This window comes from Faecalibacterium sp. Marseille-Q4896, assembly GCF_017377615.1.
GTDB classification, from domain to species: domain Bacteria; phylum Bacillota; class Clostridia; order Oscillospirales; family Ruminococcaceae; genus Faecalibacterium; species Faecalibacterium taiwanense.
Genome location: NZ_JAFREG010000002.1, coordinates 356,244 through 368,882 on the forward strand (window position 1 = coordinate 356,244; position 12,639 = coordinate 368,882).

The window sequence follows — 12,639 nt, forward strand, 5'->3', positions numbered from 1 at the left end:
CTATCGTATGGAAAATTCTGTTTCTTCTGCTGCACTGAATGCAGCGCGTGAGCAGCTGGATGCCGCCGAAGCCGCCCGCGAGGTCATTCTGCTGCAGCACATCGCAAACGGCGTGATCATCGACAGCCGCACCGTGCAGATCGCACCGGACGTGGTCATCGCCCCGGGTGCCGTCATTCTGGCCGGTACCATCCTGCGCGGCAGAACGGTCATCGGTGCGGGCTGCATCATCGGCCCCAACACCCTCATTGAGGACAGCATCGTAGACGAGGGCAGCACCGTCAACGCCAGTCAGGTATACAGCAGCCACATCGGCCCTCACAACAACATCGGCCCCTTCACCCATGTGCGGGTGAACACCGTCACCGACTACGGCGTGCATCTGGGTGCCTATGTAGAAACCAAGAACTCCAACTTTGCCCGTGGCAACACGGTGAGCCACCTGACCTACATCGGCGACAGCGACGTGGGCAAGTACTGCAACTTCGGCTGCGGCACCGTCACCTGCAACTACGACGGCAAGGATAAGTTCCGCACTACAATCGGCGATTACTGCTTCATCGGCTGCAACACGAACCTTGTAGCCCCCGTGAAGGTGGGCGATGGTGCCTACACCGCCGCCGGCAGCACCATCACCAAGGACGTGCCCGCACAGGCACTGGGCATCGCCCGTGACCGCCAGACCAATCTGGAGGGCTGGGCAGAGCCCAAGATGGAAGCCTACATTGCCAAAAAAAAGAAGCTGGAAGACGAGCAGAGCAAGTAAGCTGTCCGTTTTTTCGCGTACAGACCGCTGCACAGGATGGCCCTGCGCGGCGGTTTTTGTTTGCAGGTGCATCTTTTTCGCTTATAATGTATATCTTTTTGCACGCGCGTATGTTATACTTAGGACTTGCATCGGACAATTTATCACAAAAAGGAAAATATAACACTCATGAATACAACTGACATCTGGCTGATCGCCGGTCTTGGCAACCCGGAAACAAAATACGACGGCACCCGCCACAATGCGGGCTATGCCGCGCTGGACTATCTGGCCGACAAGTGGGGCATTTCGGTCAGCAAAACCAAATTTGAAGGCCTGTGGGGTCAGGGCGAAGTGGACGGCCACAAGGTGGTGCTGCTCAAGCCCCTGACCTACATGAACCTTTCGGGCGACTCCATCGCCCCCACGGCGGGCTTTTTCAAGATCCCCGCCGACCACGTCATCGTTCTGTGCGACGATATCACCCAGAGCCCCGGCAAGCTGCGCATCCGGCCCTCCGGCTCCGCAGGCGGACATAACGGCCTGAAGAGCATCATCGCCCGCTTGGGCGGGGAGAACTTCCCCCGCATCCGCATCGGCGTGGGTGCCAAGCCCCACCCGGACTACGACCTTGCCGCGTGGGTGCTGGGCAAGTTCCCGGCAGAGGATGCCAAGGCTCTGAGCGGCCGCTACCCTGATCTGGAAGCCGCCGCAAAGCTCATCATGGACGGCAAGCTGAGTCTGGCACAGAGCAAATATAACGGGTAAGAGCCCCATTTAAAACGCCCTCCGCTTGCGCTCTGGGCATTTTCAGCGGAATTTTATTTTTATTGTTTGTGTTTGTCGCGGCCTGCGGGCCGCTCCAAACACATTTTCACCGAGTGGGGCAGCACTGGCGAACTGCATTTATGTTCTTTGATGCATTTTGAGGTCACGCCCCCTCTCGTGAGAAAGCAGCAGAGAAAAGCCCGCAGGCTTTTCTCTGCTGCAAATAAAAAATAATCATCGCCATTGCCAAAGCGCAACAGCGACGACCGCCGCCAGTGGCGGAAACAGGGAGGAGTTGTTGGGGCAGCGGCCAGCAAGATGCGAGCGCCGCTCAAGGCGTGAAGCAGATGCTGGGTGCCGCAACCCGTCTGCGGCGGCAATTTCAAATCGTCATCCCAGTAGGAAAGGAGGTTTTTCCATGTACGAAGCCTTACTCAAGGCCACACCGGAATATCAGAAGATCGCCGCCAGCTTTGCAAAGCCTGGTCCTGCCGCGCTGTTCGGTCTGCCGCCCGCAGGCCGTGCCCTGCTGTACGCCGCGCTGCAAAAAGACCTTGGCCGGGTGCTGTGCATCGTGACCCCCGGCGAGGCCGAGGCCACCCACTTTGCGGACGACCTCAAGGCACTGGGGCTTGCCGCTGCGGTGTTCCCGCCCCGGGACTTTATGCTGCGCCCAGTGGAGGGCGCGGGCCGCGAGTACGAGTACCGCCGCCTTTCGGTGCTGGGTTCCCTCGCAGGCGGGCGGCTGAACGCGGTCTGCGTGCCCGCCGAAGCGCTGTTGCAGTACACCGTGCCCCGGGATGAATTTTTAAAGAACACTCTTACCCTCAAACCCGGCATGGTGTACAACCGTGAGGGGCTTGTGGCCCGGCTGTTCGCCGCCGGGTATGTGCGGCGCAGTCAGGTGGACGGCCCAGGACAGTTCAGTGTGCGCGGCGATATCGTGGATATCTATGCGCCGGATATGCGCCAGCCTGCCCGCGTGGAGTACTGGGACGACGAGATCGATTCCATTTCTTCCTTCGACCTGCTCACCCAGCGGCGGGACAGCGCACTGGAAAAGATCTATCTTTCCCCTGCCCGCGAGGTGCTGTTCGGCGATACCGCCGAGACTGCCGAGGCCCTGCGTGCCGCCATCAAAAAGGCACGCGGCCGGCACCGCACCGCACTGGAAAAGGCCACGGAAGCCGACCTTGCTCAGCTGGACTCCGGCCTGATGCCGGAAGCCATGGATAAATACTACGGCCTGCGCTATCCGAGCCCGGCCACCCTGCTGGATCATCTGGACACACCGCTGTTCATTCTGGACGAGGTGGGCGGCATCCGGGATGCCCAGAAGGCCACCGAGTTCCGTCGCAGCGAAGAGCTGACCGGCCTGTTGGAAGAGGGTGTGCTCTGCCCCGGGCTGGATGTACTCTACCAGACCATGGACGACCTTGCCGCTGCCGCCCAGAAGCAGAGCACCCTGCTGTGCGAGAACTTCCTGCGCGGCATGAACGAATTTAAGCTGAAAGACCTCATCAACGCCGAGGCCTTTGCCGCCCCCAACTGGAACGGCGACCTTGTCTCCCTGCGAGAAGACCTTGACCCCCTTATTGCGCAGGGCTATGCCGTCACCCTGTTTTCCGGAACGCCCAAGGGTGCCGCCGCCCTCACCCGCGACCTTGCCGACAAGGGCTACTCCGTGAGCATGAGCCGGGATGTGCGGCCCACAAAAGGCATCGTACAGGTGCTGCCGGGCCATCTGACCGCCGGGTGCACCTTTCCCTTTGCCCATGCGGCGGTGCTGTCCAGCCGCAGGCACGGTCTGGAGGAAGAGACCTCCGCCGAGACCAAGAAGCGCAAAAAGAACAGGAACGCCCTTTCCAGCCTTTCGGACATCAAACCCGGGGACTATGTGGTGCACCAGAGCCACGGCATTGGCATGTATGCGGGCATCCAGCGGCTGGAAGTGCAGGGTGCCACGAAAGATTACCTCAAGGTACAGTATTCCGGCTCGGACGTGCTGTATGTTCCGGTGACCCAGCTGGACCTGCTGAGCCGCTACACCGCCCCCGGCGACGAGGAAAAGGTAAAGCTGGCAAAGCTGGGCGGTGCCGAGTGGCAGCGTACCCGCGCCAAGGTAAAAAAAGCCACCGAGGAGATGGCGCAGGAACTGATTGAGCTCTACGCCCGCCGCCGTCAGGCCACGGGCTACGCCTTCCCGCCGGACGGCGACTGGCAGCGGGACTTTGAGACCCGCTTTGACTACGACGAGACAGACGACCAGCTGAACGCCACCGCCGAGATCAAGCAGGACATGGAAAAGGGCTGGCCCATGGACCGCCTGCTGTGCGGCGACGTGGGCGTGGGCAAGACCGAAGTGGCCCTGCGCGCCGCCTTCAAGTGCGTGATGGGCGGCAAGCAGTGCGCCATCCTTGCCCCCACCACCCTGCTGGCGTGGCAGCACTACAACACCATTCTTTCCCGCATGGAAGCTTTTCCCGTGAAGGTGGAGATGATGTCCCGCTTCCGCACCGCAAAACAGCAGAAGGAGACCCTCCGGGGCCTGCAGTCGGGCAGTGTGGACATCGTGGTGGGCACCCACCGGCTGCTGTCCAAGGACGTGAAGTTCCATGACCTCGGCCTTGTCATCATCGACGAGGAGCAGCGCTTCGGTGTGAAGCACAAGGAAAAGCTCAAGGAGAACTTCATCGGGGTGGACATGCTCACCCTTTCGGCTACCCCCATCCCCCGCACGCTGAACATGGCCATGAGCGGAATCCGGGACCTTTCCACCATCGAGCAGCCGCCCATCGAGCGGCAGCCCGTGGAGACCTTTGTGCTGGAATACAACGACATCATCCTTGCCGAAGCCATGAAGAAGGAGCTTGCCCGGGGCGGGCAGGTGTACTACCTGCACAACCGGGTGGACAACATCGAAGCCTGCGCCGCCCATGTGAGCAAGCTGGTGCCCGGCGCACGCATCGGCATTGCCCACGGCAAGATGACCGAGGAAGAGCTGAACCCCGTGTGGCAGCATCTGCTGAACGGCGAGATCGATATTCTGGTGTGCACCACCCTCATCGAGACCGGCATCGACGTGCGCAACTGCAACACCCTCATCATCGAGGACGCTGACCGCATGGGCCTTGCCCAGCTGTACCAGATAAGAGGCCGGGTGGGCCGCTCCGGCCGCAAGGCCTATGCCTACTTCACCTTCCGGCGGGACAAGACCCTGACCGATATCGCCCAGAAGCGGCTCTCCGCTATCCGGGAGTTCACGGCCTTCGGCTCCGGCTTCCGCATCGCCATGCGGGATCTGCAGATCCGGGGTGCGGGCAGTCTTCTGGGCCACAGTCAGCACGGCCACATGGAGGCCGTGGGCTACGACCTCTACGTGAAGATGCTGGGGCAGGCCATCGCCCGGGCCAAGGGCGAACCCATCCGGCGGGACAAGAGCGAATGCCTTGTGGATCTGCGGGTGGATGCCTTCATCCCGGAGAAATATATCGCAGACGGCCCGGGCCGCATTGAAGCTTATAAGCGCATTGCCGCCATCCAGACGGCAGAGGATGCCGCCGATGTGCTGGACGAGCTCATCGACCGCTACGGCGACCCGCCGCCCTCGGTGAGCGATCTGGTCAACGTGTCGCTGGTACGCGTGCAGGCCAGCACTGTGGGCGTGACCGAAGTGACCCAGAAAAAGGACACCCTCACCCTGCAGCTGGAAAGTCTGGAGCTGCCCATGATCCGGGGCCTGCTGGTGGCCTTCAATGGCCGCGTCACCGCCGGTGCAGGCAACCGGCCCTATCTCTCGGTCACGCTGCAGCCCGACGAAAAGCCGCTGGAGCTGCTGCAAAGCATCCTCAAGGCGATGGCAGAGATCCTTGCCTCCGCCGAGCAAAAATAAACATCATAGGAGCATTGCCATGAAAAAGAAACTTCTCGCGCTGATCTGCGCACTTGCACTGGTGTTCAGCCTTGTGGGCTGCACCATTTCCGCCCCGGACACCGTGGGCAGCATCGGTGATTTTGAGATCACCTCCGGCATGTATCTGCTGGCACAGTACGGTGCTTACCAGCAGGCCGCCCAGCTTGCCGGCACCGATCAGGACACCACCGACGTAAAAGCCTTCCTGAAGGAGACCATCACCACCGACTCCGACAGCGGCGAGACCGCTGTGGTCAGCGACTACGTGGCCCAGAAAACGCAGGAAACACTGGAAACGCTGGCCGCTGTGGATGCCCGCTTCAAGGCACTGGGCGGTGAGCTGACTGCAGATCAGCTTTCCACTGCCGACCGTTATGCCCAGCAGATGATGGACCAGTACGGCGACACCTACACCGCCAACGGCATTGGTCTGGAGACCGTCAAGGCATATGAACGTCTGCAGGTGGAGCACACCGCCCTGCTGGATATGGTCTACGGCCCGGACGGCGAGACCCCGGTGGAGGACGACGAGCTGACCAGCCATCTGGACGACAGCATGTATGAGATCTGCTACATCAGCATCCCGCTGTACAATACCAGCACCTACGCCTTTGCGGACGATGACCAGAAGGCCGAGATGCTCAAGCTGGCACAGGCCGCTGCCGACAGCGTCAACGCCGCAGGCGGCGAGACGGTCTCGGATCAGGTGAGTGCCCTGCATGAGGCCGCACAGAATGCCCTGCCGGACATCTACGCTGTGCTGGACAGCGAAACTTCCGACGACAGCGCCAGCGTCCAGACCGAGCTGCTGACCGAGAGCGATGTTGCTTCGGCCTTTACGCAGGATGGCGCAGCCGATGCTCTGCGCAGCCTTTCCTACGGCGAAGCCGCTGCTGTGCAGATCAACGGCTCCACCCTGCTCCTGATGGTGCGTGTAGACCCGCTGAGCGTTTCCTCGCTGGACGACCTGCGCAGCCAGATCCTGAGCGATATGAAGGGCGGCGAGCTGGACGACGCACTGGCCGCAGGCGGTGCAGAGCTGGCACACGATCTGGACAGCTCTGCCATGAACAAACTGCCCGCCAAAAAGATCGTGAACAACAGCGCCAACAGCTGAGAGCTGCTGTAACATAAAACTCCCTCAGTCATCGCTGCGCGATGACTGAGGGAGTTTTTTCTTTCACCGCGTCACTTTTGCAAACTCTGCGGCAAGGGCAGCATTCACCGAGCGGACGGCATTGGCATCCGGCTTGATCTCGGCCCGGTCATAGGTGAACAGACCGTTCACCTCATCTTCCACATCCGTCAGCTGGGTGTACACCAGCGCCGAGAGTCCTTTTTTGAGCTGCGGCAGTACCGTGCCCAATTGCAGCTTTTTGCAGCGGGCGGTCAGGTCTGCGCGGCTCTTGGCCGTGCCGTAGCCGTAGGTTTTGCCCGGTGCTTCGTGTCCCGGCATGGGCCATGCAATGCCGCCGTATTCACTCAGGGCCACAGTGCGCTTTCCGGGCTTTACATGCAGCGGATAGAAATAGTTGTGGATGGAGCACACATCTCCGCCGCCCTGATCATACCAACCGCTGGCCTCGTCCACAAGGCGGGTATCGTCCAGCGTTCGGATGGCCTGCACTGCCCTGGCCGCATCAAACTGGCCCCAGCCTTCGTTGAAGGGTACCCAGCAGCCGATGCACGGATGGCAGCGCAGGGCTTCCACGGTGGCTTGCAGCTCTTTGCGGTATGTTTCCCGGCTGGATGCTTTTCCGCGGCTCAGCAGGCCCCAGAGTGGCTCTGCGTCGGGCAGGCGGCGCACAAGGGGCTGCAGCACATTGGTCAGGTAGGTGACGAACCACAGGTTGTATCTGCTGCCGCCGTTCACCATGTCCTGCCAGACCACAAGGCCCAGCCTGTCGCAGTGGTAGTACCAGCGCTGCGGCTCGATCTTGGCGTGCTTGCGCAGCAGGTTGAATCCCAGCGCTTTCACCTCGCTCAGCTCCCGCTCCACCGCCGCATCGGAAGGCGGGGTATACAGGCCCTGCGGCCAGTAGCCCTGGTCCAGCAGGCCGTTGAGCAGGATGGGCTTTCCGTTCAGGCAGAAGCGCAGCACGCCCCGCGCATCCGGCTCACAGCTCCACTTGCGCAGGGCAAAGTAGCTGTGCACGGTGTCGAACTGCTCCTCCCCTCCCTGCGTGGTGCCCACGGTCAGGTCATACAAAAACGGGGTATCCGGGCTCCACGGAAAGAAATGTTCCTCCGGGATGTTCAGCGTCACCTCGCCGTCCCGGTCCGCTTCGTCGCTGCCCCAGTCCTCGGCAATGGTCACGCCCCCGGCCCGCACCACGGCCCACAGGTTCACTGCACCTCCGGGCATGGAAGTATGGGCTTTCACGGTCACGGTGCGGGCATCGTAGTCCGGCGTGACCGTGAGCGACTGGATGTAGTTTTCCGGCACACGCTCCATCCAGACCGTCTGCCAGATGCCGCTCTGGGCCGGATAGAACATGCCGCCGGGCTTCAGGGTCTGCTTGCCCCGTGCCTGCGTGCCGCTGTCCGTGGGGTCCTGCACGGCCACCCACAGGCTGTTGCGGCCCGTATCGTTGAGCTGGGCGGTGACATCCAGTGTGAAGGGCCAGTAGCCGCCCCGATGGCCGCCCACCAGATGGCCGTTCACCTGCACCGCACAGGCATCGTCCACCGCGCCGAAGTGCAGCAGCACCCGGCCCCCTTCTCCCGGAGGGGGAGCAAAGGTGCAGTGGTAGTGCAGCCACTGGCCGGGCTGCAGGGTGCGGCCCACGCCGGAGGCCTTTGTTTCCGGAGAGTAGGGCACCAGAATGCTGCCGTCCCACGCAGCGGGGTATTCTGCTGTCTGAGTAATGGCGTACTTCCACAGGCCGTTCAGGTTCTCATAGCTGTCCCGGCGCATAGCCGGGCGAGGATATTCCGGGAGTGGGTGCATGGTTTCACCGCCTTTGATTTGTTGGTTTCATTCTAGCACAGGGCGGGTGGCTTGTATAGACTGAGCAGCAACGATTTGGAATTGCCGCCGCGTTCGCTCTGGACGAGTTGTGGCAGCGGCCTGCAGGATGCGAGTGCCGTCCAAGGCACGAAGCAGACGCAGGGAGCCGCAACCCGCCGCCTCCCGCGTCTCGAAAGTAGCGGAGACCTTGCTGTGTTGAACACACAGCATTTGCTGCGCAAACCGGTCTGCGCCTTGAAAGCCCCACCGGGGCTTTCATGCCCTACGGGCACCGCCGTCCTTTCTGGTACTCTTTTGTGCGTGCAAAAGAGTACATATTCGGCGGTAATGCCTTTTGCAAAAGCCATAGAATCTGCCCCACGCAATTACGCTCTGCACCGGAAGCATTTTCCACATACAAAAAGGCTACTGCACCAAATGGCGCAGCAGCCTTTTCTTTTGCAATGATAAAACAGAAAACCAGAAGTCAGAGCTTACTCTTCGTCCTCGCCCTCATCCTCGTCATCTTCGTCATCATCGTCCTCTTTCGGCTTATAGAAGATACCGCTCAGGAGAATGCTGATGAAGTACAGCAGCACCATGGGGCCGGCCACCATGCACTGAGACACGATATCCGGCGGGGTGACAACGGCCGCGATGAAGAAGATGATCACGATGGCAACGCCGCGCACCTGCTTGAGCAGCTGCGGGTTGATAATGCCCATCTTGGACAGGATGATGGTGATCAGAGGCATCTCAAACACGCAGCCAAAAATGATGAACATGGTCAAGCAGAGGTTGACATAGCTCTCGATACTGGTGGTGGTCTGGATGTACTCGGCACCCTCGATGCCGGTGCTGAGGAAACGCAGCATGAAGGGCATCATGAGCTTGTAGGCGAACAGCACGCCCACGCAGAACAGGATAAGGCCCAGCAGCATGACCAGCTTGAAGAAGGTGCTCTCGCTCCGTTTCAGACCCGGCCTTGCAAATGCATAGATGTGGTAGAACGCCACCGGCACAGTGACCACCACGCCTGCCAGAATGGAGACGCGGAAATACTGCATCAGCTTTTCCTGCGGGGCAATGGAAACAAACTCGTAATAGTCGCGGCCCATGGCAGTGAGCAGATCGATCAGACGGTCGGCGTATGCCAGCGAGACCACAACACCCACCACGAACACCACCGCGCAGATGATCAGCCTGTTCCGCAGTTCTTTCAGATGGCCGGTCAGCGTCATGCTGCCGTCCTCTGCCATGACTTCGGCTTTTTTCTTTTTGCGCTTAACGTTCGTAGCCACAATTACTCCTCGTCTTCGTCCTTCTTGGAAACCTGCTTCTCGGTCTTCTCCTCGGAATCATCGGAGCCTTCCTCGTCCTCCATGCCCTTCTTGAAGCCGTTGATGGTCTTGCCGAACATCTTGCCCAGCTTCGGCAGGTTCTTGGGTCCAAAGATCAGCAGAGCGACGACCAGGATAATCAGCAGTTCGTTAGTACCAATACGCATAATAAAAATCTCCTTTTTACTTTGCCGCGCCGCGTGGCGGGCTTATTGCATGTATCAGGCAACCGCGGGCGCGGGTGCATCCAGTAAGTAATCAGTCCTTCGGCAGAACATCATTCTGACGAGGGTCTTCCTCCACCGGCTCGGCCGCAGGAGCAGCCTCGGCAGCTTCCTGTGCGGGAGCCGCTTCTGCAGCAGGCTCGGCCTTTTCAACCGGGGCGGCGGGTTCTTCGGCCTTCTCGGCAGGTGCAGCGGTCTCCTCAGCGGGAGCGTTCTCCTCTGCCTTGGCGGCAGGTGCAGCGTCCTCCTCCAGCTCTTCCACCGGCTCCTCGGTCAGCTCGGTCACTTCCTCGGCGGCTTCTGCCTTGGCAGCTTCCTCCTTGCTGGTCTTGCCGATACCGGTAAAGCTCTTGGTCACATCCTTGACGCTGTTGTCGATATCCTTCTTGATATCGGTCAGCGGGGCAACGGCTTCCTTCAGGGGAGCCTGGATCTCATTCAGCGGCTCCACAACGTTCTTCTGGATCTCCTCAGAAGCAGCGCCGGTGTACTTTTTCAGTTCACGCAGCATCTTGCCGATCTTCTTTGCGTAGACGGGCAGCTGATCCGGGCCGATGAACACGAACGCCACGATCACGATGACGACAAGTTCCCAAAAACCAATTTTCATACTAACTCGTTTCCTTTCCTGTGCGGCGGGACGTTTTCCGGGGCCGACGCACCTGCATTGCAGTGCGTGCCGCGAACCGTTCTTTGCCCTGTTCTTCGTCCGTTTCCGTGGGAGTTCGGCGCTCTTTGCGCCTGTGTTGCCCTACTTATACCGAAAAGTGGTGAACTCATTCTGAACAATATATGAATTTTTCATGAACGAGTAGGCAAACAGGGTGTTTTTATAAACTTATGATATTTTATGGTCAGTTTATTACAAAACGGATAGGATACAACAGCGCAGTCCTTCGCAAAAAAGAGGACACCGCACAAAACGGTGTCCTCTGAAGTGTCCTTTGCGGGGATCAGTGGCCGCAGCTCTCGCAGTGGTCGCAGTCCTCTTCGAGCTTACCCACGATGGGTTCCGGATCGATGCCCTGACGGCGGTAGTAGTCGGACAGAGCAGCCTTGACGGCCTGCTCGGCCAGAACAGAGCAGTGCACCTTGATGGGAGGCAGACCTTCCAGAGCTTCCACAACGGCCTTGTTGGTCAGCTTGAGCGCCTCGTCGATGGTCTTGCCCTTGATGAGGTCGGTGGCCATGCTGCTGGTGGCGATGGCGGCACCGCAGCCGAAGGTGAGGAACTTGACATCCACGATCACGTTGTTCTCGATCTTCAGGTACATGCGCATGATGTCGCCGCACTTGGGGTTGCCCACTTCGCCCACGCCGTTTGCGTCGGGGATCTCACCCACATTGTGCGGATTTGCAAAATGCTCCATGACCTTTGCGCTATACATGCTTGCCATAATTACTGCTCTCCCTTCAGGCTGAACTGGCGGGCCGTGTTCTGGCCCTGCAGCCACATACAACTCATAGCACGGCGGCGGGGGATCACTTCCTCCAGCACGTCGCACAGATATTTTGCTTCTTCCATGGTGTTCTGCGGGCCAAAGGTGAACCGCATGGAGCCGTGGCCGATCTCCTCAGGCACGCCGATGCTCAGCAGGACGTGGCTGGGGTCCAAACTGTCGGAGTTGCAGGCAGAGCCGGTGGAGGCGCAGATGCCGTGCATATCCAGATCCAGCAGGATGGTCTCGCCTTCCAGACCCGGGAAGCTGATGTTCACATTGTTGGGCAGACGGGGGCTGCGGCCGCCGTTCAGGCGGGCTTCCGGGATGTTCTTGAGGACGCGGTCGATGACATAATCGCGCAGCTCGCTCTCATGGGCCATGCGCTCATCCAGATGCGCCGTGGCGATCTCCAGTGCCTTGCCCATGGCAGCAATGCCGGCCACGTTCTCGGTACCTGCACGGTGGCGGGCCTCCTGACTGCCGCCATCGATCAGGTTCTGGGGCCATACGCCCTTGCGGCAATACAGGGCACCCATGCCCTTGGGGCCATTGAACTTGTGGGCGCTCATGGACAGCATATCCACGCCCAGCTCCTTCACATCCACGGGGATGGCACCCACAGCCTGCACCGCGTCGGTGTGCATCCACACACCGTGCTTGTGAGCGACCTCGGCGATCTCCTTGATGGGCTGGATGGTGCCGATCTCGTTGTTGGCCATCATGATGCTGACCAGCGCGGTATCGGGACGGATGGCAGCTTCCACGTCCTCGGGACGGATGTAGCCCTCGGCGGTGGGCTTGATATAGGTCACTTCAAAGCCCATGCGCTCCAGTGCAGCCATGCTGTGCATGATAGCATGGTGCTCAAAAGCGCTGGTGATGAGGTGCTTTTTGTTCTGGCGTGCCTTGGTGAAGGCGGTGCCCTTTACGGCCCAGTTGTCGGCCTCGGAGCCGCAGCTGGTAAAGAAGAGCTCAGCCGGACTTGCATTGATGGCCTTTGCCACCTGCGCACGACCGGTGTCCACGAATTCCTTAGCCTCATAGCCCACACTGTAATGGCTGCTGGGGTTGCCGCAGGCACCGCTCAGGGCTTTGACCATCAATTCCAGTGCCTCGGGAGCACAGGGAGTGGTGGCAGCATTATCCAGATAAACCACTTTTTCCATGTTTTCCATAGGAATGATCCTTTCTTATTGAACGCGTCTGCGGGAGCCTTGAATGCCCTGTGCAGATGCGGAATCCTTTCAACGGATAAGT

Annotated in this window: 10 protein-coding genes; 4 read left to right on the forward strand and 6 right to left on the reverse strand. The window is 60.1% G+C overall.

The window, feature by feature from the left end; genetic code table 11:
* Nucleotides 1–7 precede the first annotated feature (7 nt).
* The 4 genes from J3348_RS05555 to J3348_RS05570 all read left to right on the forward strand — a co-directional run bounded on the left by J3348_RS05555 (nt 8) and on the right by J3348_RS05570 (nt 6,543).
* Complete coding sequence (locus J3348_RS05555; RefSeq protein ID WP_005937832.1) at nt 8–766, forward strand: DapH/DapD/GlmU-related protein; 759 nt, start codon at nt 8–10, stop codon at nt 764–766.
* Between the two features lie 168 nt (nt 767–934).
* Nucleotides 935–1,513, forward strand: a complete 579-nt coding sequence (gene pth, locus J3348_RS05560) for an aminoacyl-tRNA hydrolase (RefSeq protein WP_005937835.1) — start codon at nt 935–937, stop codon at nt 1,511–1,513.
* A 418-nt stretch (nt 1,514–1,931) separates the two neighbouring features.
* A complete protein-coding gene (mfd, locus tag J3348_RS05565) occupies nt 1,932–5,405 on the forward strand; it encodes a transcription-repair coupling factor (RefSeq protein WP_207698525.1) in 3,474 nt (1,157 codons plus the stop codon).
* A 19-nt stretch (nt 5,406–5,424) separates the two neighbouring features.
* Nucleotides 5,425–6,543, forward strand: coding sequence for a foldase (locus tag J3348_RS05570; protein ID WP_207698526.1), 1,119 nt, complete (start codon nt 5,425–5,427; stop codon nt 6,541–6,543).
* A 63-nt stretch (nt 6,544–6,606) separates the two neighbouring features.
* Here the strand turns inward: J3348_RS05570 and J3348_RS05575 are convergent, their stop codons facing one another.
* The 6 genes from J3348_RS05575 to J3348_RS05600 form a co-directional block, all read right to left on the reverse strand.
* Nucleotides 6,607–8,376, reverse strand: coding sequence for a sugar-binding domain-containing protein (locus J3348_RS05575; RefSeq protein WP_207698527.1), 1,770 nt, complete (start codon nt 8,374–8,376; stop codon nt 6,607–6,609).
* A gap of 494 nt (nt 8,377–8,870) precedes the next feature.
* On the reverse strand, nt 8,871–9,677 hold the full coding sequence (gene tatC / locus J3348_RS05580) for a twin-arginine translocase subunit TatC (protein ID WP_120079805.1): 807 nt from the start codon (nt 9,675–9,677) through the stop codon (nt 8,871–8,873).
* A gap of 2 nt (nt 9,678–9,679) precedes the next feature.
* Complete coding sequence (tatA, locus tag J3348_RS05585) at nt 9,680–9,883, reverse strand: twin-arginine translocase TatA/TatE family subunit (RefSeq protein WP_005937852.1); 204 nt, start codon at nt 9,881–9,883, stop codon at nt 9,680–9,682.
* Between the two features lie 91 nt (nt 9,884–9,974).
* Entirely contained in the window at nt 9,975–10,550 is a 576-nt protein-coding gene (locus J3348_RS05590) for a twin-arginine translocase TatA/TatE family subunit (RefSeq protein ID WP_207698528.1), read from the reverse strand.
* Between the two features lie 343 nt (nt 10,551–10,893).
* Entirely contained in the window at nt 10,894–11,337 is a 444-nt protein-coding gene (gene nifU / locus J3348_RS05595) for a Fe-S cluster assembly scaffold protein NifU (protein ID WP_005937858.1), read from the reverse strand.
* Between the two features lie 2 nt (nt 11,338–11,339).
* The gene (locus J3348_RS05600; RefSeq protein WP_097774421.1) at nt 11,340–12,557 is read right to left on the reverse strand and encodes a cysteine desulfurase family protein; all 1,218 of its coding nucleotides are present in this window, start codon (nt 12,555–12,557) and stop codon (nt 11,340–11,342) included.
* Between the last annotated feature and the right edge of the window lie 82 nt (nt 12,558–12,639).